This window comes from Novosphingobium sp. KACC 22771, from assembly GCF_028736195.1.
In the GTDB taxonomy this organism is placed as follows: Bacteria; Pseudomonadota; Alphaproteobacteria; order Sphingomonadales; family Sphingomonadaceae; genus Novosphingobium.
Genome location: NZ_CP117882.1, coordinates 963,380 through 983,241, shown reverse-complemented (window position 1 = coordinate 983,241; position 19,862 = coordinate 963,380). Strand labels below are relative to the sequence as shown.

The 19,862-nt window shown below is 65.2% G+C and carries 19 protein-coding genes and 2 riboswitches; of the genes, 6 read left to right on the top strand and 13 right to left on the bottom strand.

Going from position 1 to position 19,862, the window contains the following annotated elements; genetic code table 11:
• Positions 1-4: 4 nt before the first annotated feature.
• Entirely contained in the window at positions 5-1,036 is a 1,032-nt protein-coding gene (cobW, locus tag PQ467_RS21270; protein WP_274176469.1) for a cobalamin biosynthesis protein CobW, read from the bottom strand.
• A 183-nt stretch (positions 1,037-1,219) separates the two neighbouring features.
• A riboswitch (cobalamin riboswitch) is annotated at positions 1,220-1,448 on the bottom strand.
• A gap of 63 nt (positions 1,449-1,511) precedes the next feature.
• Entirely contained in the window at positions 1,512-2,549 is a 1,038-nt protein-coding gene (locus tag PQ467_RS21265) for a HoxN/HupN/NixA family nickel/cobalt transporter (RefSeq protein ID WP_443193023.1), read from the bottom strand.
• A 167-nt stretch (positions 2,550-2,716) separates the two neighbouring features.
• A riboswitch (cobalamin riboswitch) is annotated at positions 2,717-2,952 on the bottom strand.
• Positions 2,953-3,044: 92 nt separating this feature from the next.
• Here PQ467_RS21265 and pip point away from each other — a divergent pair.
• A complete protein-coding gene (pip, locus tag PQ467_RS21260) occupies positions 3,045-3,995 on the top strand; it encodes a prolyl aminopeptidase (protein ID WP_274176468.1) in 951 nt (316 codons plus the stop codon).
• A gap of 7 nt (positions 3,996-4,002) precedes the next feature.
• On the opposite strand, the gene PQ467_RS21255 is transcribed toward pip, so the two are convergent.
• From PQ467_RS21255 to PQ467_RS21245, 3 genes are all read right to left on the bottom strand, one after another.
• Complete coding sequence (locus PQ467_RS21255; RefSeq protein WP_274176467.1) at positions 4,003-4,626, bottom strand: TonB family protein; 624 nt, start codon at positions 4,624-4,626, stop codon at positions 4,003-4,005.
• Between the two features lie 49 nt (positions 4,627-4,675).
• A complete protein-coding gene (locus PQ467_RS21250; protein WP_274176466.1) occupies positions 4,676-6,820 on the bottom strand; it encodes a TonB-dependent receptor in 2,145 nt (714 codons plus the stop codon).
• A gap of 105 nt (positions 6,821-6,925) precedes the next feature.
• On the bottom strand, positions 6,926-7,327 hold the full coding sequence (locus PQ467_RS21245; RefSeq protein ID WP_274176465.1) for a hypothetical protein: 402 nt from the start codon (positions 7,325-7,327) through the stop codon (positions 6,926-6,928).
• Positions 7,328-7,647: 320 nt separating this feature from the next.
• Here PQ467_RS21245 and PQ467_RS21240 point away from each other — a divergent pair, with 320 nt between their 5' ends.
• On the top strand, positions 7,648-8,355 hold the full coding sequence (locus PQ467_RS21240; protein ID WP_274177280.1) for a DUF4198 domain-containing protein: 708 nt from the start codon (positions 7,648-7,650) through the stop codon (positions 8,353-8,355).
• 24 nt (positions 8,356-8,379) lie between these two features.
• Here the strand turns inward: PQ467_RS21240 and PQ467_RS21235 are convergent, their stop codons facing one another.
• On the bottom strand, positions 8,380-8,655 hold the full coding sequence (locus PQ467_RS21235; protein ID WP_274177279.1) for a 4a-hydroxytetrahydrobiopterin dehydratase: 276 nt from the start codon (positions 8,653-8,655) through the stop codon (positions 8,380-8,382).
• Between the two features lie 5 nt (positions 8,656-8,660).
• Positions 8,661-9,542, bottom strand: coding sequence for a phenylalanine 4-monooxygenase (phhA, locus tag PQ467_RS21230; RefSeq protein WP_274176464.1), 882 nt, complete (start codon positions 9,540-9,542; stop codon positions 8,661-8,663).
• A 94-nt stretch (positions 9,543-9,636) separates the two neighbouring features.
• On the opposite strand from phhA, the gene PQ467_RS21225 reads away from it, so the two are divergent.
• Together PQ467_RS21225 and PQ467_RS21220 are read left to right on the top strand one after the other, a co-directional pair.
• Complete coding sequence (locus tag PQ467_RS21225) at positions 9,637-10,110, top strand: Lrp/AsnC family transcriptional regulator (protein WP_274176463.1); 474 nt, start codon at positions 9,637-9,639, stop codon at positions 10,108-10,110.
• On the top strand, positions 10,103-11,425 hold the full coding sequence (locus tag PQ467_RS21220; RefSeq protein ID WP_274176462.1) for an MATE family efflux transporter: 1,323 nt from the start codon (positions 10,103-10,105) through the stop codon (positions 11,423-11,425). Before PQ467_RS21225 ends, PQ467_RS21220 begins: the two co-directional genes overlap by 8 nt.
• A 10-nt stretch (positions 11,426-11,435) precedes the next feature.
• On the opposite strand, the gene PQ467_RS21215 is transcribed toward PQ467_RS21220, so the two are convergent.
• Positions 11,436-11,579 (bottom strand): hypothetical protein, encoded by a 144-nt coding sequence (locus PQ467_RS21215; RefSeq protein ID WP_274176461.1) that lies wholly within the window; start codon positions 11,577-11,579, stop codon positions 11,436-11,438.
• 100 nt (positions 11,580-11,679) lie between these two features.
• Here PQ467_RS21215 and PQ467_RS21210 point away from each other — a divergent pair, with 100 nt between their 5' ends.
• Positions 11,680-12,582, top strand: a complete 903-nt coding sequence (locus PQ467_RS21210; RefSeq protein ID WP_274176460.1) for a LysR substrate-binding domain-containing protein — start codon at positions 11,680-11,682, stop codon at positions 12,580-12,582.
• 32 nt (positions 12,583-12,614) lie between these two features.
• Positions 12,615-13,850: a VOC family protein gene (locus tag PQ467_RS21205; protein WP_274176459.1), complete on the top strand. Its 1,236-nt coding sequence runs from the start codon at positions 12,615-12,617 to the stop codon at positions 13,848-13,850.
• Here the strand turns inward: PQ467_RS21205 and PQ467_RS21200 are convergent.
• The 5 genes from PQ467_RS21200 to PQ467_RS21180 are packed head-to-tail and all read right to left on the bottom strand — an operon-like array spanning position 13,847 to position 19,696.
• Complete coding sequence (locus PQ467_RS21200) at positions 13,847-15,046, bottom strand: hydrolase (RefSeq protein ID WP_274176458.1); 1,200 nt, start codon at positions 15,044-15,046, stop codon at positions 13,847-13,849. The two genes, PQ467_RS21205 and PQ467_RS21200, sit on opposite strands and share 4 nt — an antisense overlap.
• Complete coding sequence (astD, locus tag PQ467_RS21195) at positions 15,043-16,437, bottom strand: succinylglutamate-semialdehyde dehydrogenase (protein ID WP_274176457.1); 1,395 nt, start codon at positions 16,435-16,437, stop codon at positions 15,043-15,045. The genes PQ467_RS21200 and astD overlap by 4 nt, the downstream gene beginning before the upstream one ends.
• Position 16,438: 1 nt before the next feature.
• A complete protein-coding gene (locus PQ467_RS21190) occupies positions 16,439-17,374 on the bottom strand; it encodes an arginine N-succinyltransferase (protein ID WP_274176456.1) in 936 nt (311 codons plus the stop codon).
• Positions 17,374-18,663 carry an N-succinylarginine dihydrolase gene (locus PQ467_RS21185; RefSeq protein WP_274176455.1) on the bottom strand — a complete coding sequence of 430 codons (1,290 nt, stop codon included), beginning with the start codon at positions 18,661-18,663 and terminating at the stop codon, positions 17,374-17,376. The genes PQ467_RS21190 and PQ467_RS21185 overlap by 1 nt, the downstream gene beginning before the upstream one ends.
• A gap of 19 nt (positions 18,664-18,682) precedes the next feature.
• Complete coding sequence (locus tag PQ467_RS21180; protein WP_274176454.1) at positions 18,683-19,696, bottom strand: arginine N-succinyltransferase; 1,014 nt, start codon at positions 19,694-19,696, stop codon at positions 18,683-18,685.
• Positions 19,697-19,862 lie beyond the last annotated feature (166 nt).

Sequence of the window (19,862 nt, the reverse complement as noted above, 5' to 3'; positions counted from 1 at the left end):
GGGGTCAGCCCGCCAGCGTGGCCCTGATGGCGGCGGCGTCAATGTCTGCGCGCTCGGCAATGGCGACCAGCGTGGTCTGGCGCGTTTCGCCCGCGCGCCATGGGCGGTCGTAATGATAGCGCACCCGCGCGCCCACGGCCTGCACCAGCAGGCGCATCGGCTTGCCCGCCACGGCGGCATATCCCTTGACGCGCAGGACGCGGTCCGTTTCGGCCAACAGGACGATGCGCGCGGCCAGTTCGGCAGGGTCGGTGATTTCCGGCAGGGTGACCACCGTGCTGTCGAAATCATCATGCTCATGATCGTCCTCGCCATCATGGTGCGAGGGGCGGGCGGCAATGTCGTCCTCGGCGGCCGCGTCAAGGCCGAGGATGACGCGCGGATCAATCACCCCATCGGCCAGTTCGAGGATGGGGCGCGAAGTTTGCGCCGCAATGACCGCGCGGGCCGCCAGCACCTGCGCCGGCCCGGCAAGGTCCACCTTGGTCAACAGCACCATGTCGGCGCAGGCCAGTTGGTCCTCGAACACTTCGGCCAGCGGGGTTTCATGGTCCACGCCCGGATCGGCGGCGCGCTGGGCCGCGATGGCGATGGGATCGGGGGCAAAGCGCCCCGCCGCCACCGCCTCTGCATCGGCCAGCGCCAGCACGCCGTCGACCGTGATCCGGCTGCGGATCGCGGGCCAGTCAAAAGCCTTGAGCAGCGGCTTGGGCAGGGCAAGGCCGGAGGTTTCGATCAGGATATGATCAGGGCGCGGATTCAGCGCCAGCAGGCGCTCGACGGTGGGGATGAAATCATCGGCCACCGTGCAGCAGATGCAGCCATTGGCCAGTTCGACGATATTGTCGGCCGGACAATCGGGAATGGCGCAGGATTGCAGAATATCGCCATCCACCCCCAGCGTGCCGAATTCATTGACCACCACGGCCAGCCTGCGTCCGCCAGCATTGCGGATCAAATGGCTGATCAGCGTGGTTTTTCCCGCACCCAGAAAGCCGGTGACGATAGTGACGGGAACCTTGGACAGGTCAGGCACTGGTACTTCTCCCGCGCGCCGGAGCAGGGCAGGGCGGGGCATACCGGAACAATCCGGCCGGCGCGCGACAACGGGCGGGCGCGACAAGGCACCCGTGACCACGCAACCCGTGCGGCCCCAGCCACACAGTTCGCCGCTCAGACGGAGAAGAACCGTGCCGTGACCACTCCCTGGATCAAGGCAAGAGCGACCGGTGCGCCGGCAGGTCTCCTGGCTCGCGGGTCACAGCTTGATGCACGCCTTCCCAGACCGTCAGGCCCAGTGGCCGCCCCCCAAGGGATGGAAGGGGGGACATGTGCATCGCGCTATCCGCTCACAGTTGCAGGGACAGCCGCGGATTTGGGAGGGCCAGCCCCCCGCACCGCATTCCCGATTAAGCCCATTTACGGGCACCGGCGCGATCATTGAAAGCCGGGTTGCCCCGTGCCTTCCCCTATTTCTCTAAACCACATGGTGCGAAAAGCAATTGGTGTGTTTACGAAACCTCGATTTGATCAAAGCCTTTCCAGCGATAGATGGCGAAACTGATGATCCAGCACAGGACGAACAGGGCGATGATGGCAAAGCCCAGACTGTTGAAATTTTCGCCCAAACGCGCGGCGATCCGCCATGGCCAGCTCGTCAGCCCCAGCTTGCCCCCGATAAGCGCCAGCGTTTCGATCCCGCCGATGACGATGGCGACGATGGCCGAGACCAGCGTGATGGTGATGTTGTAATAGAGTTTGCGGATCGGTTTGACGAAAGCCCATTCATAGGCCCCCAGCATCACCACCCCATCGGCCGTGTCGATCAGCGCCATCCCCGCGGCAAACAGCGCGGGCAGCACCAGCACCGTGGCGAGCGATAGGCCATTGGCCGCCTGATTGGCCGACATGCCCAAAATGGCGACCTCGGTGGCTGTGTCAAAACCAAGGCCGAAGAGGAAGCCCAGCGGGGCCATATGCCAGCTCTTGCCGACCAGCCGGAACATGGGGGCGAACAGGCGCGAGAGCGGCCCGCGCGATCCGGTCAGCAGGTCGAGATCGCCTTCACTATAGGCCCCGCCCGCGCGAACATGGGCAAAGCTGCGCCAGACCGAGCGCAGGATGGCAAGGTTCATGCCCGCGATGGTGAAGAGGAACAGCGCCGAGATCACCGTGGCGATCACCCCGCCAATTTCCTTGAACGCGCCAAACCGGGCCAGAGCGCTGGCTGTCAGGGCGATGCCGACCGAGGCGATGGCGATGATCCCCGAATGGCCCAGCGCGAACCAGAAGCCCACCGTGACCGGACGCTGGCCATCCTGCATCAGCTTGCGCGTCACATTGTCGATGGCCGCGATATGATCGGCATCCACCGCATGGCGCAGCCCCAGCCCCCATGCCAGCAGAGCCGTGCCCAGCATCAGCGGTTGGTCATGAAACAGGGCAAAGGCCCAGCCCCAGATGGCGATATTGGCCGCGATCAGCGCGACGAGCAGCGCTCCGATCCGGCGGCGCAGCGATGGTTTGGAATAGGAAAACACGGTATGCACGTCCTCCGGCGCCTTGCGACAGGGCCGGGGCAGACCCGCGCAAACGGGCGGCACGCGAGCAGGCCGGACGCCAAGAGCGGCCCGCGCACGTATCCGTTGCGGCCCCGGCCGCTCATGCGTCGCTCAGACGGAGTACACCGTGCCGCGGCCATCCCCTGGGCCAGGGCAAGAGCGACCAGACGCCGGCAGGTCTCCTGGCTTGCGGGTCACAGCTTGATGCACGCCTTCCCAGACCTCGCAGGATTTAGCGTCCGGCCCAGTGGCTGGCCCTTGGCAAGGGCACATGTGCATCGCGCTATCCGCTTACAGTTGCAGGGACAGCCGCGGATTTGGGAGGGCCAGCCCCCCGCACCGCATTCCCGATTAAGCCCGTTTGGCGGGCACCGGCGCGATCAGGAGCGGGCTTAACGCAAATGGCGAGCGATGCCAAATGATTAGCGCATCGACCGGCGTTAGGCTCTTTTCATTGCCGCCTTCATCCCGCACAATGGCGCGATGCTGCGCAACTTGTATGCTCCCATCGAACCCTATGCCTCCGGTATGCTCGACACCGGCGAGGGCCACGCCATCTATTACGAACGCTGCGGCACGCCGGGGGCCAAACCGGCGGTGTTTCTGCATGGCGGGCCGGGCGGGGGCATCGGCCCCGCGCATCGCCAATTGTTCGATCCGGCGCTTTACGATGTCGTCCTGTTCGACCAGCGCGGCAGCGGCCGTTCAACGCCCCATGCCGGGCTGGAGGCGAACACGACATGGCATCTGGTGGCCGATATCGAACGCCTGCGTGAAATGGTGGGGGCAGAGCAATGGCTGGTGTTCGGCGGATCATGGGGCTCGACGCTGGCGCTGGCCTACGCGCAGAAGCACCCGCAGCGGGTCAGCGAATTGATCCTGCGCGGCATCTACATGTGTTCGCGGCCCGAACTGGACTGGTTCTATCAGTTTGGCGTCTCGCAGATGTTTCCCGACAAATATGAGCGTCTTGTCGCCCCGCTCTCCCCGGCGGAGCGGGAGAATGTGCTGCATTCCTATCATCGCCGATTAACCACAGGCACGCGTGAGGAGCAGATCGCGGCGGCGCGGGCATGGAGCCTGTATGAAGGCGAGACGATTACGCTGCTGCCCGATCCGGCCATGACGGCCCAGCATGACGATGGCCATTTCGCGCTGGCCTTTGCGCGGCTGGAAACGCATTATTTCGTCCATGACTGCTGGCTGGAGCCGGGGCAATTGCTGCGCGATGCCGACAGGTTGCGGGCTATCCCCGGCACCATCGTCCATGGCCGCTATGACATGCCTTGCCCGGCGCATTACGCATGGGCGCTGCACAAGGCATGGCCGGAGGCCGATTTCCACCTGATCGAGGGGGCGGGCCATGCCTACAGCGAGCTTGGCATTCTGGACCAACTGATCCGCGCCACCGACCGATACGCGGGCAAGGTCTGATTGCGCATCAGCCAAACCGGATCTCCACTTCAAAATCCTCGTCATCAACCGGCATATCCTCGGGCGGGGCGGGAAACGGTGCCGCCCGGCGCAGCGCCTGCAAAGCGGCGCGGTCGAGCAGGATCATGCCGCTGGGGCCGATGACCTGCGCATGGGTCAGGGCGCCATGGCCATCCACCCGGAAGGCCAGCCGCACGATGCCGGCCAGCCCCAGCCCGCCCGGACGGCATGCCATGATCCGCAACCACAGACGATGCAGATAGGTGCTCCTTTGCGCGGCGAGATCGGGCTTGCTCTGCTGCACGGCGGGGATGGGTGCCGCCATGGGCGGGGCGGGGCGCGCGGACAGGTTGGTTGAAGCAGCAACGGGCGGCGATGCTGTCGCAAGCATGCCGGAGGCGGCCGACATGATTGGCGCCGGGGGATTGGCTTGCCGCTGGTGCAGGGTGGCGGGGCGCGGTGCGCGCCTGCGCCCCGATGACCGGGGCGCAGGCGCGGCGAAGGTCATGGTGGTGACATTCGCCTGCCGCTGCGGATGCGGGCTGGGGATGCCGCTGAAGGCCAGCGCGGCCCCCAGCGCGAGTCCATGGACCAGCACCGAAGCGCCCGCCCCGGCCACCCTCTCGCGCAAGGGGCGCCCCGCGGCGCCATAGCGAGAGGGCGCCCCTATCCCCATGACCTTAGAACCGCCGCGAGAGACCGACATTGACCGACCGCCCGCGCCCGGAGACAGGGCGCAGCACCGCGCCGCCGCTCGCACTGTAATCGCCCAGCGCCATGCCGCCCAACGGCAGCGCATAGCCCTTGTCGAACAGATTCTCGACATCAAGGCTCAGCCGCCATTGGTGCCATTCATAGGCGCTGCGCAGATGGACCAGCGCATAGGCCTGCGTTAGCGGCTCGTTGCGCGCCGGGTCGATCCGGCTCTTGCGGTCCACCCAGTTGACCTCGACCGCCGCGCTCAACCCGCCGATCCGATGTTCGATGTTGGCCAGAATGTTGAGCGGCATCTGGTGATAGAGCGGCGTTTGGGCGCTCAGGTTCTGGCCATGCACCCATGACAGCGTGGCCGACAAGCGCGTCTGGCCATGGTCGCCGCCGTTCCAGACCGTGGCCGCGCCGGACAGGTCGAGCCCGTAAAACTCGGCCTCTGTATTGGCAAACTGCAATTGCGCAAAGGGGCCGGGCATGCCCATCATATTGCTCAACACCTTGATCCGGCGCGCGTCGATATAATCGTTCACATGGGTGTAATAGGGCGCCACCTTGACGAACCAGCCCTGTTTGCCGCCGCCTGAAAGGGTGGCGGATCCGCTGATCGTGTCGGCCCGCTCGGGCCTCAGGGCAAGATTGCCGAAATAGCCGTTGCCGTCACCATACCAGCCGATCATCTGGCTCGACATCGCCCCCTGGCCCCATGTGTAGAGTTCATAGATATTGGGCGCGCGGGTCTTGTGGGCATAGCCAAGGTCGAATGCGAGGCCCTGCATCGGCGTGTAATGCCCGATCAGCGAGGCGCTCCAATTGTTGAAACGGCGGCGATGGTCGGCGGCGTTGAAGGCGGCGGCGGCCATGGCATCGGCCATGCTCATCATGCCGGTGGAATAGGGCGCGACCGCGCCGGTGTTCATATTGACCCGGTCATAGCGCCCGCCCGCCGTCAGGGAAAATGTCTCGCCCCAGCGCTTTTGCGCCTCGACATAGGCGGCGATGCGCTCGCGTCGTCCGTTGTTGACGTTGAGATAGGTGTTGGGCCCCATCATCATGCTGCCCGCCACCGGGGGCCACCAGTCATCAAGGCGCTGGTGGCGATATTCACTGCCCATGCGCAGCGTGGCGCCCGGCGCCAAGGGCAGATCCACCGCCAGCGTGTAGCCGCCCGAGCGCACCCGCGTGTTCATCGGCATGCCGCCGTCGGCCGTGCCGCCCTTGTCGGCCAGGAAGTTCATCTGATGATCGGTGGCGCGATAATCCGCCTTCAGGTCCACCGTCCCCCAGTCGAAGCTGCCCAGATAGTGGGTGTTGAGGAACCATGAATTGTTCCCGGTCATGTCCATGAACTGATTGGGAAAGCCTTCATAGGCCGAATGGTGATAGCCCCCGGCCAGTTCGATCAGCCCGATGGCGCCCTGATAGGCCAGCGCCAGCTTGTGGTCGGTCTTGGCATATTGCGTGGCATGGACCACGCCCAGATCGCCCCCGGCGTGATAGTTCTGCGCCTTGGCATAGCTGCCGCTGTAGGTCGCCGAAATCTGCCTGCCCGCCATGGTCAGTGTCAGGCCCGAGCCAAAGCCGCCGTCATTGCTGCGGTAATAGGCCTGCCCCTCGCCGGTGATCAGCAGGCGGCCGTTGGTCGAGAAACGCGGCGCTGGGCTTTTGACGGAAATCACCCCGCCGATGGCATCGCCGCCCGCGCTTACCGGCGAGACGCCGGTGATGACATCAATAGCGCCTGCGGTTTGCGGGTCGGTATAGCTGAGCGGCGGGTTCATGTCGTTGGGGCAGGCGCTGTCGATCGGGTGACCGTCGACCAGAACGATCAGGCGCTGTTCGCTCAGGCCCCGGATCGCGGGCATGGTGGAAAAGCCGCCGCCCGTATTGCCCGCAAGGCCGGGCAGGCGCGTGATGATCGCCCCCACATCGCTGCTTGCCGGGGCCAGTCGGCGCAGGGTCTGGCCGGTGATGGTCATGGTGGTGGTTTGGGCCGCATCGTCGGCGGCGTTGGTCTCTACATCGACCGGAGGCAGCATATTGGCGCTATGTTGGGCAAGCGCAGGCGAGGAGGCACCGGCGATCAACGCCAGCGCCAGAGGAGTGGTCTTCATGGATATCCCTGTTCATTTGGCGCGGCCGTCCGGCGGCTTGCGCGGCGGCCGCGTAGGAAGTGCAGCCCGCGCGATCAGCGCGCCGGGCCGTTGTGCATTATAAATTCAGGGATGAAGGGGCGGCGCGCGCAGGGGAGGGCGCAGCCTTTGCGCGCGCAGGCGCGGCGCCGGGACGACCGGCGCCATCCCGACCAACAGGATAAATACCAAAGCCGCCGCCAGCAGGACCGGATCGGCGCCGCCCAGCATCGGCACGGCATGTCCGGCGAAGGCGCAGGCGGGATGATCGGTGCGATCGTCGGCGGGGGCAGCGGGTCGTCCGGGCAGGATGATCTGGCGCTGATGCGCAATGCCCGTGGCATCGGCGCAGATCTGCACCGTCAGCACCCGCCCTTGGGCAACCGGCATATAACCCTGCGGAACCAGCGCACGCAGGGATAAGGCCAGCACGATCAAAGTGATCGCCAGCCAACGCCTGTCGCGAATCAGGATGCGCATTGCTGCCATAGGTTCGCCTGATGGGCCGGATGCAGCGGCGTGGCAATTTGCCTAAATGTCTCAGGTCACAAAAAGCGGCGCGCGCGGTCATCGGCGCAAGGCCGCGCTTTCTTCCGGTTTGGGCATCGGTTTTATATGCCGCCCCGGATGGCAAATTTGTGACCGCATTCTGTGGTGCGGGCAAATTCGGCAGACGGTCCGCCCATCTGTCCATAATCTGTTCCCTGCAACGGGCCCATGCGCCTGAAACTGCCGCAAACGGGGAGTTCGTGACAATGATTACCTCTCGCATAATGCCGGGTCGCAAGCTCCTGTTGGGGGTGGGGCTGATGGTGGCATTGACCGCGCTGGCCCCGGTGGCCGATGCTCATGGCATCTGGTTTGCGCAAAGGGCGCGGCAACTGGCGCTGATCTATGGCGTGGGGGCCGATGATCTCGATGCGGTCAAGCGTTTGCCGATGATCAATGCGGTCAAGGGTTTTGACGCGCTGGGGGCGCCGGTCAAGGTTTCCCTGCGCACGGCGGGCATCGTGCCGGTGGTAGACAGCAACGTGCCGGTGGCCATTGTGGCCGCCGCAATGGATTATGGCCTGTGGACCCGGACTCCCGATGGCGAATGGCACAACAAGGGCCGTGACGAGGTGCCCAATGCCACGCTGGCCGAGCATAACTGGAAATACGCCGTCCACCTGACGCAGATGCCGACAAAGCCGGTGCCGCTGATCGAGGGGCATACGCTGCAACTGGTGCCTGCGACGGTGGCGATCCCGCAAAAGATGGGCGAACCCTTCACCGTGTGCGCCATGTACAAGGGCAAGCCGATGGCGGGTGTGACGATCATGTCCGATTACGTCAACGATCCCGATGAGGAGGGCGTCAAGACCGGCCCCGACGGCACGGCCACGATCAAGCTGCGCAATCAGGGCATCAATGTGCTGATGGCGATCTATGTCGGCCCCGCCGATGACGCGAAAAAGGCTGACCATAGCGAGTATCGCTCCTCGCTTTCCTTCGTCCTGCCCCACGCGCCGGAATAAGGCATGCGGCGGATCATGCCGGGGTCAGACCACCGCATTGATCCATGCGGCCAGTTCGATATCGCGCCGGGAAACTCCGCCCGCATCATGCGTGGTCAGCCAGATGTCGAGCCGGTTGTAAACATTGGTCCATTCGGGATGGTGGTCGCGCTTTTCGGCCTCCATCCCGATCCGCACCATCAGCGCCATCGCTTGCGGAAAATCCTTGAGGACGATGCGGCGGTGGATCGCCTTGCGCGGGGCGTCGTAATCCCAGCCGGGCAAGGCGGTCAGGGCGTCTATAATGGCTTGTTCGGTCATCATCTTCACGGGGTCCGGTCTCCCTGTCGGTGCGCTTTGGCAAGGGCATAGGCCTGGGTGCCGCGATGATCCACCCGGTCGCTGTCCAAAACATCGGCGACGCCCAGATCGGACGACCCATCCAGGGCGCGATAGAGCGGGGCGAAATCCGTCTCAAGGCTCTGGCGCAACAGATCCTCGAAACTGTCGATCACGAAGTAGGTCTGCTGAAAATCGTCGATGCGATAGCGCGTGCGCATCACCCGGCCCAGATCAAAGCCAAGCCGGTTGGGAGAGGGATCCTTCAGCGCAAAGAGCGTTTCGCTGAAGGAGGAAACAATGCCCGCGCCATAGATTTGCAGACCCTGTTTCCCGCGGATCAGCCCGAATTCCACGGTGTACCAGTAAAGCCGAGCCAGCCTTTCAATCGCGCCCAATTCGCCCGCACGCTGGCCGCCCCGACCATAGGCCTGCATGTAATCGGCAAAGACGGGGTTGGCGAGCAGCGGGACATGGCCAAACACGTCATGAAAAATGTCGGGTTCTTCCAGATAGTCGATCTGGTCGGGCTTGCGGATGAAGCGTCCCGCGACAAAGCGGCGATTGGCCAGATGGTCGAAAAACACCGCATCGGGCACCAGCCCCGGCACCGCCACCACCTGCCATCCGGTGGCGTCCATCAACCGGGCGTTGAGTTCGGCAAAATCGGGAATGCCCGGTTTGGAAAGGCGCAGAATGTCGAGCCCTTCAAGAAAGGCAGGGGCCACCCGCCCCGGCAGCAGCCGCGATTGCCGCGCAAACAGGTGATCCCAGACGCCGTGTTCCTGCGCGCTGTATTGCCCCCATTCCTGCGGAACGGTCCAGTCGGGGGCGGCTTCGGGCGGCCTGACGGCGGTGAAATGGGGCATGGGCAGATCATCGCATGAAACGGGCTTGATTGCGTTTCAAAAGCTGGTCACTTTGCGCCAATCCTGAAACAGAAATTCAAGGGATCGGTGATCTATGAAACAGGAATATCACCTTGACCCTATCGACCGGCGAATCGTTCAGGCCCTGCAGGAGAACGGCGCGCTCAGCCATGCCGAATTGGGCGAGCGGGTCGGCACATCGGCCGCTTCGTGCTGGCGCCGCATCAAGGCGCTGGAGGCGGCCGGGGTGCTGAGCGCCACGGTCCGGCTGGTCGATCCGCACATGATCGGGCGCGGGGTCAATGTGTTCTGCAACATTCGCGTGCGCCATCACGCGCAGGAAGGGCGCAGGCCCTTTGAGGAATTCGTGCGCGCCCGGCCAGAGGTCGTCGAATGCTTTTCCATGTCGGGCGAATGGGATTACCTCTTGCGCATTGTCGTGGCCGATGTGGCCGACTACGAGAAATTTCTGATGCATACCTTGCTTGAACATCCCGCCGTAGGGGCAGCGGCCTCGCATTTCGCGCTGTCGATGACGAAATATACCACGGCGTTGCCCCTTGGCTGAGGCAGGCATTTCGCGCCGCGCCATTTTCGCGCAGGCATGGCCGATCATTCTGGGTCAGGCACTGGTGCCGCTGGTCAGCGTGGTCGATGTCGCGGTGATCGGTCGGCTCAGCGATGGGCGCAATCTGGCCGGGGTGGCGCTGGGCACGACGATCCTGAACCTTGTGTTCTGGAGCTTTGGCTTTTTGCGGATGGGCGTGACCGGCATTACCGCGCAGGCGCATGGCGCAGGCGATGAGCCGGAAATTTGCGCCACTATCCTGCGTTCGCTGGCTCTGGGGCTGGGATTGGGGGTGGGTCTACTGGTGCTGTCGCCGGGGATCGTGCCGCTTGGGCTGCGTCTGATGGCGGCGCCCGATGGAGTGGGGGATGCCGCGCATGACTTTCTGACCATGCGGTTTATCGGCGCGCCGGCGGCGCTGAGTTTCTATGCGATCAATGGCTGGCTGCTGGGCCTTGGCCGGACGCGACTGGCGCTGGGCGTGCAGACGGTGATGAACGGGATCAATATCGGCCTCGATCTGCTCTTTGTCGGCGCGCTGGGCATGGGCGCGCGGGGCGTGGGGCTGGGCACAACGCTGGCCGAATACAGCGCCTTGCTGGGCGGGATGGTGGCGATTGCCCTTGTGCTGGGGCCGGAGTGGCGGGATCAATTGCGCTCGATCGGCCGGGCGCGTTTGCTGGACAGGGCGGCGGCGGCGCGGCTGATCGTGGTGAATGCTGATATTATGGTGCGCACGCTGGCGCTGCTGGCGATCTTTACATGGTTCACCCGTTCGGCCGCCGCGCTGGGGCCGGTGCCGCTGGCGGCCAATCATGTGCTGATGCAAATGGTCAGCATCAGCGCCTTCGTCCTCGACGGTTTCGCCTTTACCGCCGAGGCGCGGGTGGGGGCGGCCATCGGCGCGCGCTCGCGCAGCAGCCTGCTGCGCGCCATCCGTTTGACGGGCGAGTTTTCGTTGGGCGGGGCTTTGTTGTTTTCCCTCGCCATTCTCGTGCTTGGCGATGCGGCCATCGCCTTTCTCACCCATGATGCGGCCATCCGGGCGCAGGCTCATGCCATGCTGCCCTATTGCGCGGCGGTGCCTCTGGTGGGGGTGGCCAGTTGGCTGCTGGACGGTATTTTCATCGGCGCGGTGGCCGGGGCCGTTTTGCGCAATGCGGCGGTGGTGGCGCTTGGCCTCTATTTGCTCACCGATTTTGCCGTAAAGCCGCTGGGCGCCGCAGGGATCTGGCTCGCGCTCTTGGCCAGCTATGCCTATCGCGCGCTGGCGCTGGGCTGGGCCATGCCGGCCCTGCTCCGCGCAAGCCGATAAGGCCAGCCTATCAGTCGATGCGCTGCCACGGGGCGGCATAGGCGATACGGACATGCACCGCCGAGACGCGCAACATGGCCCGCCACAGGCTCTGCCAAGGGAGCAGGGAGAGGGAATTGCCCCGGTCTGCGCAGGGCATGGATGCAGGTTGCATGGCTTTGTCCTTGGAAAGTGTGATGCCGATTTGCCATGTGCGGGCCGTTCCGGCCAACCAAATGATCGACAGACATCATTAGCTGTGCTTATGATGTCGTATGCGCAAGATCCCACCTCTGGCCGCCGTTCGCGTGTTTGAAGCGGCGGCGCGGCATGAAAATTTCACCGCCGCAGCGCGCGAACTGGGCATGACGCAGGCCGCCGTCAGCCATCAGATCCGCCTGCTCGAAACCTATCTGGGTCAGCAACTGTTTCGGCGCGAACGCCAGCGTGTGGTGCTGACCGATACGGCCCGTCGCGTGGCCTCGCGCATCGGCAAGGGGCTGGACATGATCGAGGCCGCCTTTGCCGAAATGCGCGTCGATGATGACAGCACGCTGACGATTTCAACTACGCCCACCTTTGCCAATGCGTGGCTGGCATGGCGGATCGGGCGGTTTCAGATGCGCTATCCCGATATGGCCGTACGCCTGATGATGCAGGAGGGGCTGGCCGATCTGGCGGGCGACGGGGTGGATGTGGCGGTGCGGCTGGGGCGTGGCTCATGGCCCGATCTGGCCACACACCGGCTGATCGAACAGGATTTTACGCCTATGTGCAGCCCCGGCTTTCTGGCGGCTCAGGGCGGCCGGATAAGGCCCGGCGACCTGCTGCGCCTTCCGCTTATCAGCCCGCATGATCCATCGTGGACCTGTTGGTTGCAAGAGGCCGGATTGATGCAGCCGGGCGAGGCGGCCCTGCAGGGCGTGCGCATGGATTCGCAGGCGAACGAAGGCCATGCCGCGATGGCGGGCCAAGGCGTCGCGATGCTCACCCCGTTTTTCTGGCAGCAGGATATGGCGGACCGCCGCCTCGTCCAGCTCTTCCCCCAAGTGTCCAGTCTGGGCGCGGCCTATTGGATCGTCTATCCCGAACACCGCCGCCGCACGCCAAAGATCCGGCGCTTCAGCGAATGGCTGCAGGCCGAAATCGGGGTGAGTGCCAAGCCGGGGCAACCCTGATATAGGGTTGCGAAAAAGAGAGGAAACGACCCATGACGACCCGATATGTCGATCCCTGCGTCCTTCGCGACCGGTTCTGCGCGGCGCTGTCCTCGATGTATCGTGCCGAGGTGCCGCTCTACGGCGACCTGTTGGCCATTGTCGCGCAGGTCAATGCCAGGGTCGCCGACGCCCCGCCCGCCCGGGTGGAAATCGAAAGGCATGGCGCGATCCGGGTGGGCACGGCGGCCGAATTGGCGATGATGGGCCGGGCCTTTGCCGTCATGGGTATGGAGCCGGTGGGCTATTACGATCTGGCCCCCGCCGGGGTGCCGGTGCATTCCACTGCTTTCCGCCCGGTTGCCCCCGAGGCGCTGGCGCGCAATCCGTTTCGTGTGTTCTGCTCGCTGCTCCGGCTTGAACTGATTGCCGACCCGGCGTTGCGCGAGGAGGCGGCGGCTTTGCTGGCCGCGCGGCAGATATTTCGCACTGAAACGCTGGCGCTGATTGCGCGACATGACGAACAGGGCGGTCTGGACGAGGCTCAGGCGGACGCCTTTGTCGCGGGCCTGCTCGAAACCTTCCGCTGGCATGAGGATACGCTGGTTGATCGCGCCACCTATGATCGGCTGCTGGCCAGCCATCGTCTGGTGGCCGATGTGGTGGCCTTTCGCGGGCCGCATATCAACCATCTGACGCCGCGCACGCTGGACATTGACGCGGCGCAGGCCGCGATGCTGGCGCAGGGGATTGATGCCAAGGAGGTGATCGAAGGACCGCCGTGGCGCGCCGTCCCGATCCTGTTGCGCCAGACCAGTTTCAAGGCGCTGAGCGAGAGCGTGCGGTTTGCGGGTGAGGAGGGCGCGCCGGGCCGCCACACCGCCCGCTTTGGCGAGATCGAGCAACGCGGGGCAGCGCTGACGCCCAAGGGGCGGGCGCTTTATGACCGGCTGTTGGCGCGCGCGCAGGCCGGCCCGGCAGGCATGCCCTATGAGCAAAGGCTGGCGCAGGCCTTTGCCGATTTCCCCGATGATATGGAGGCGCTGGTTGCGCAGGAATTGATCTACGTCCGCCGCGTGACCGCCCCTGATGGCTCGCTCGCGCTCGAGCCATTGACCTACGAGGATTTCCTGCCGGTCAGCGCGGCGGGTATTTTCCAGTCCAATCTGGGCGCGCAGCATCATGATGCCTATGGGCAGCAGGGCGCGCAGGCCGCCTTTGAGGCCGCGCTGGGGCGGGCCGTGCTTGATCCCTTTGCGCTTTATGCCGCGATGGCGGATCTGCCCTAAAGCCCGTCGCGGGCGAGACGGTAGAGCAGAAGCGCGCTCAAGGCTGCCCGCTCGCCCAGACTGTCGGCGATCAGGTATTCCTGCGCCGAATGGATCGCGCCCCCGCGCACGCCCATCGTATCGACAACCGGCACCCCGCAGGCGGCGATATTGTTGCCGTCGCAAACCCCGCCGCTGTCCTGCCAGCCAATCTCCTGACCCAGCATCCGCCCGCAATCGCGCACCAGTTCGAGCAGCCTCTGCCCCCGCGCCGTGATCGGTTTGGGCGGGCGGGCAAAGTTGCCGTGGCGGTGAATATGCAGATCATGCGCGGCCGAAACCTGCTCGATGATGGTATCAAGCGCCTGCGCGGCCTTCGCCTCGTCCTGCGACGTGCGCGGGCGGATATTGACGCGCAGCACGGCGTGATCGGGCACGACATTGTTCGGCCCGCCGCCCTCGATCCGCGCGCAATTGATCAGGAGGCCCGGCCCCGCCAGCCCCGTCAGCCGCAGCGCCAGATCGGCCGCGGCGACCACGGCATTGCGCCCGTCCTGCGGATTGCGCCCGGCATGGGCGCTGCGCCCGGTGATGATGAGCGAGAAATTTCCGCTGCCCGGCCGCGCGCCCGCCAGCGTGCCATCGGGCAGGGCGGAGGGTTCATAGGTAAGCGCCGCCTGCTTGCCCGCCGCCGCGCGGGCCAGCAGCGGCGCCGAACCGGGCGAACCTACCTCCTCGTCGCTGTTGAACACGACCTGATAGCCCAGCCTAGCGCAATCGGGCGCGGTTTCAAAGGCGCGCAGGGCGGCGATCATCACGGCCAGCCCGCCCTTCATATCCGCCACCCCCGGCCCGTTCAGAACGTCAGGCGAGAGCCATTGGCAGGTCTGAAACGGGTGATCGGGGGCAAATACCGTGTCCATATGGCCGGTCAGCAGGATCTGGACCGGGGCATCCGGGCGCACGGTCAAGAGCAGGTTGCGGCCATGGGCCACCTCGCGTTCAAGGCCCTGTGCGTCGATCCGCGTTACCGGCGCGGAATCGAGCAGATCGAGCCGCCCCGGCAACCCCGCGCAGGCATCGGCCAGTTCACCCGCCATTGCAGCCAGCCCGTCCATATTGCCGCTGCCGCTGTTGATCGCGGCCCAGCGCAGGACATGATCGAGCATGGGGGCTGCCATCGCCTGCTCGACCACGGCGCGCTCGGTCGGCGTCATCGGGTCAGCCCGGCGATGGGCAGGCGCTCGATGCCGGTCGCCTCGAAGCTGGCGGCGGGATAGGCGCAGTAATCAGCGGCATAGGCGGCGCTGGGGCGGTGATTGCCCGATTCGCCCAATCCGCCAAAGGGCATGGCCGAGGCAGCCCCTGTGGTTGGCCGGTTCCAGTTGACCACGCCCGCGCGGATGTGGACGGCAAAATGATCCCACAGGCCCGGGTCTTGCGCGATCAATCCCGCCGACAGGCCAAAGGCGGTGTTGTTGGCCGCCGCGATGGCTGCGTCGAAATCGGGCACGCGTATGACCTGCAGGACGGGGGCAAAGATTTCCTCATCGGGCACGGTGCTGCCCGTGACATCAATCACGGCGGCGCTCATGAAGGCGCGGTTTCCCTCACGCGGGAGGGCCGGGGACAGCAATATTCGTCCTTTCAAGGCCTGCATTGCGTCATACGCCCGCTCCGCCGCCTTGGCGGAAATCAGTGGCCCCATAAACCGTTCGCCCTCGTCCCACGCGCCCACCGGCAGCGCCGCCGCCTGGGCCAGCACGGCCTCCAGCATCCGGTCGCCTGCCTTCCCGATCGGCAGGATCAGACGGCGCGCGCAGGAGCAGCGCTGGCCGGTGGTGATAAAGGCCGAATGGCTGACCAGAGAGGCGACGGCTTCGGGATCGCCATCCCATGCCACCAGCGGATTGTTGCCGCCCAGTTCCAGCGCCACAATGACATGGGGCCGGTCGGCAAAGGCATGGCGGAAGGCGCGCCCTGCCTGCGCCGATCCGGTGAAAAGCAGCCCGTCGATGTTTTCCGAGATGAGCGCCGCGCCCGTTTCGCGCCGCCCTTGCAGGATCTGGAACACATGCCCGGGCAGGCCCGCCTCCGCCCATAAATGCGCCATATGCGCGGCCACAGCCGGGGTTTCCTCCGAGGGCTTGAACACCACCACATTGCCCGCGATCAGCGCGGGCACGATATGGCCATTGGGCAGATGGCCGGGGAAATTATACGGCCCCAGCACGGCCATCACCCCATGCGGGCGGTGGCGCAGGATGGATCGGCCAAAGGGCATCGCCTGTTCGCGCGTTCCGGCGCGCTCGGCCTGCGCGGCGATGGAGATTTCGACCTTGCCGATCATGGCATTGACCTCGCCCCGGCTCTCCCACAATTGTTTGCCCGTCTCGCGTGAGATCAGGCGGGCGAAGGGCTCAAGTCCCTCCTTCAGCAAGGCGGCAAAGCGGCGGGCGATGGCCAAGCGCTCGTCGAGCGGGGTTTGCGCCCAGAGCGGCGCGGCGGCGCGGGCGCGCGCGATCGCGGCGCCGCATTGCGCGGGGCCATCGACCGCGCCTTCCCAGACGATCTCTCCACTGGCCGGGTCGAACGATTGCAGGGTCATTTCAGTCCTCCTTCCACACGCGGAAATCGCGCAAAAGGCCTGCCGCGAACAGGCGGCGCGGGTCTTTCGTGGCGCGCAGGGGCATCTCCGGGTCGATCAGTTCGCATTCGCGGATGGTGCGAATGTGGTCGGTGCGGGCATGAACGGTGGGGCCGGCATCGAAAATGTCGCAATAGCCATCATCAAGGAAATCCTCGGCCAGCAGCAGGCGATAGGCCGGGGCCGAACCTTCATGCGGGCGCCCGATGGCTTCGCGCGCCGGGGCGGGCAGCATCGAGGTGTAGATCGGATAGCGCGGCATCAGATCGGCGATGAACTGGTTGCCGTGCATCGCGTTGAACAGGTCCGCCTCCAGCATGTCGCCGCCAAAGAACGGTCCGGCCACGGCATCCCAAAAGGGGCTGGTGCGCCCATCCATCCAGCCGCGCAATTCGGCCACCACCTGATCGCCGAAACGCGCGCGGTGCTGGGCGATGAAGAGGAAGCGGCTGCGCGCCAGCATCGCGCCCAGCCCGTGGGCGCGGGCGTCGGGATGCAGCAGCAGGCCTGCCACCTCGCTCGCCCCGTCGAAATCATTGACCAGATGCAGGACATGCGTGGAAAACATCCGGTCCAGCCCGCGCGAGACATGGGTGACGCGGGCGACCTTATAGCTGTAGAACGGCCATTGCGCGCCGACGCGGGAAAAGATGCTGGCCGTGCCGATCACGCGGCCCGCGCCATCCTCCAGCACCAGCATGTAGAATTCATCCTGCGGCGCGGTGATGTCGGCCGCAATCGAGCGTTCGCTCCATGCCAGACGCTCCCCCAGCGCCTTACGGTCCTGCGGCAGATTGGTCATGCCCCCGCCCGACAGGCCAGCCAGCGCATAGAGCGCGTCCAGATCGGTCATGCGCGCCATGCGAATGAAGGGCTGATCGGGACGGGGAGCCATCATCACAATTCCCCCGGCGCAAAGCCCAGCATATCGAGCAGGGCGGCCCGCGCGCTCCAGCATTGGCGCCAAAGATCGGGATTGCCGATATCCTCGGGCGCAATCCGTTCGGGCCAATATTGCGCAATCAGCGCGGCCAGCGCGTCGCATTTGGCCGGGTTGAGCATAAAGCGCTGATCGAGCGCGGCCACCTCGCCCTCATCCAGCACAACGCGCAGTCGCAGGCAGGCCGGGCCGCCGCCATTGCGCATGGATTCGCGCAGCGGCATGAATTCCACCCGGCGGATCGGCCCGTTGCTCTCCACCATCGCCGCCAGCCAGCGCGCCACCGAGGGGACCTCGCGCGCCTCATCGGGCAAGAGCAGCAGCATGCCCCCATCGTCCAGCGTCACCAGTTGCGAGTTGAACAGATAGGAGCGGATGGCCTCATCAAGCGAGACAAGGGCGGCGGGCACCTCAATGATCTGCGCCTCGGGCAGGATCTGGCGAATGCGCGCATACAGGGTCCCTGGCTCGGCAAAGGCCTGTTCATGGGCGAAAAGCACGGTTTCATTGGCCACGGCCACCACATCATTGTGAAAGGCCCCCGCGGCAATGGCGGCATCGCTCTGGCGCGCGAGGATGGCGCGTTCGGGCGCCAGAGCGTGGCGGCGGATCAGCGCCTGCGATGCCCCGATATGCTGGCGCGCGGGAAAGCCGTTTACCGGCCCCGCGCCATGGACAAAAATTTCCAGCCCCGGGCCGCCGTGGCGGAGGCACAGGCGCATGTGGTTGGCCGCGCCCTCATCGCCAAAGCAGGCGGGCAGGGGGTCATGCACCGCAACCCCCGGCAGGGCGGCAAACAGCAGGCGCAATTGCCGCCCGGTCTGCGCGGCCTCGATGCTGCGATGGGGCATGGAGGACAGGTTGGCGACCGAGATATGGCTGCGCCCGTCCTCGGTGTCGGGCCGTGGCGAGACGGTGGCGGCATTGGCGGTCCACATGGAAGAGGCGGAAAAAGCGTTGCGCAGGAGAGCGGGCTGCACATCATACGCGGCGCGGCAGACGGACATGTCATCGCCGCCAAAGCCCAATTGCCGCAGCCAGCCCGCATGGGGCCGGTCATGGGGCAGCAGCAGGCCTTGCGCAAAGCCCAGCGCCATCATCCGCCGCATTTTGTCCAGCCCTTGCAAGGCGGCCTCGCGCGGGCTGGACGCGGCCCCGGCATGCGTGGCCGAGGCGATATTGCCCAGCGAGAGCCCCGCATAATTGTGACTGGGGCCGACCAGTCCGTCGAAATTCACCTCGCGCATGGCCTGCATCCTTTTCGGATCAATGGGGGATATGGGTGAGCCTTTCGCCCGGCGTGGCGCGGATGGCCTCGGCGGCGGCGGGGTCGAGGATGATGCCGCCATCGGCCATCGCCACCCGGCCAAATGCGGCGCGAAAACTGCCCAGCCTGCCGCGCGCGATCAGGCTTTGCGCCCCGTCATTGGCGGCAATGGCGACCAGTGTGTCCTGCCTTGCATAGCGGATGGTGGCAATATCATCGGTGGCGCAGACCATGGTGGGTCCGCCGTCGAACACGTCGATATAGTTGCGATAGGCAAAGCCTTCTTTTTCCAGCATCCGCTGCGCCGCCCGGCCCGAAGGGTGGGCAACGCCCATCACGGCAATCGCGCTTTCGGGCATCATGGCGGTATAGATCGGATGTTTGGGCATGAGATCGGCGATGAATTGCGCGCCGTGCAGCGCCTTGAACTCGTCTGCCTCGCGGAAAGACATGCCGAAGAAGCGGCCCGTCACCCCGTCCCAAAAGGGCGATATGCCGAAATCATCGATCACCCCGCGCAATTCGGCCAGCGTGCGGTCGGCAAAGCGCGGACGATGGGTGGCCATGAACAGATAGCGGCTGCGCGCCAGCAGCGAACCGGCCCCGGCGGATCGCTCGCTGGGGTGCAGAAACAGGCCGCCCACCTCGCTGCTGCCATTATGATCGGTTACCATGGTCAACATTTCGCAGCGCATGGCGCGGCCAAACTCGCTGCTGTAATGGGTGAAGGCGTCGATGCGATAGCTGTAATGGGGCCGATCCGCGCCGATGCAGGAAAAGATCTGGCATGTGCCGCGCACCTTGCCGGTCTGGGTGTTTTCCAGCACAAACATATAGCGGTCATCGGCGAGCGTATCGGTGGGCCGCGCAAAGGAAGCGGCGGCAATTTCCAGCTTGTTGGCCAGTTTGGGCCGGTCGGCGGGCAGATTGGTAAAGCCCCCGCCGGTGCTCTTGGCCATTTCATAGATCGCCGACAGATCGCTCTCGCTGGCGGCTCTCAGAACATGGGTCATCCTCAGGCTCTCCCTGTTTTGCGGCGCGCCAAGGAGGCCGCATGGGCGATGCGAAAGTTCAGGATAAGAGTTAAACCGGCAAGACACAAAGGCAAAGATTCGAGCCGCGACCACTGGCTGGAGATGCATAATCATTCTCTATGGATGGCTCAAAAACGCTTATTTT

Excerpts from the sequence above, each read along its gene's own strand:
- pip (WP_274176468.1), top strand. The coding sequence starts at position 3,045 with ATGCTGCGCAACTTGTATGCTCCCATCGAACCCTATGCCTCCGGTATG.
- PQ467_RS21250 (WP_274176466.1), bottom strand. The coding sequence starts at position 6,820 with ATGAAGACCACTCCTCTGGCGCTGGCGTTGATCGCCGGTGCCTCCTCG.
- PQ467_RS21245 (WP_274176465.1), bottom strand. The coding sequence starts at position 7,327 with ATGGCAGCAATGCGCATCCTGATTCGCGACAGGCGTTGGCTGGCGATC.
- PQ467_RS21240 (WP_274177280.1), top strand. The coding sequence starts at position 7,648 with ATGGTGGCATTGACCGCGCTGGCCCCGGTGGCCGATGCTCATGGCATC.
- PQ467_RS21235 (WP_274177279.1), bottom strand. The coding sequence starts at position 8,655 with ATGACCGAACAAGCCATTATAGACGCCCTGACCGCCTTGCCCGGCTGG.
- phhA (WP_274176464.1), bottom strand. The coding sequence starts at position 9,542 with ATGCCCCATTTCACCGCCGTCAGGCCGCCCGAAGCCGCCCCCGACTGG.
- PQ467_RS21225 (WP_274176463.1), top strand. The coding sequence starts at position 9,637 with ATGAAACAGGAATATCACCTTGACCCTATCGACCGGCGAATCGTTCAG.
- PQ467_RS21215 (WP_274176461.1), bottom strand. The coding sequence starts at position 11,579 with ATGCAACCTGCATCCATGCCCTGCGCAGACCGGGGCAATTCCCTCTCC.
- PQ467_RS21210 (WP_274176460.1), top strand. The coding sequence starts at position 11,680 with ATGCGCAAGATCCCACCTCTGGCCGCCGTTCGCGTGTTTGAAGCGGCG.
- PQ467_RS21205 (WP_274176459.1), top strand. The coding sequence starts at position 12,615 with ATGACGACCCGATATGTCGATCCCTGCGTCCTTCGCGACCGGTTCTGC.
- PQ467_RS21200 (WP_274176458.1), bottom strand. The coding sequence starts at position 15,046 with ATGACGCCGACCGAGCGCGCCGTGGTCGAGCAGGCGATGGCAGCCCCC.
- astD (WP_274176457.1), bottom strand. The coding sequence starts at position 16,437 with ATGACCCTGCAATCGTTCGACCCGGCCAGTGGAGAGATCGTCTGGGAA.
- PQ467_RS21190 (WP_274176456.1), bottom strand. The coding sequence starts at position 17,374 with ATGATGGCTCCCCGTCCCGATCAGCCCTTCATTCGCATGGCGCGCATG.
- PQ467_RS21185 (WP_274176455.1), bottom strand. The coding sequence starts at position 18,663 with ATGCGCGAGGTGAATTTCGACGGACTGGTCGGCCCCAGTCACAATTAT.
- PQ467_RS21180 (WP_274176454.1), bottom strand. The coding sequence starts at position 19,696 with ATGACCCATGTTCTGAGAGCCGCCAGCGAGAGCGATCTGTCGGCGATC.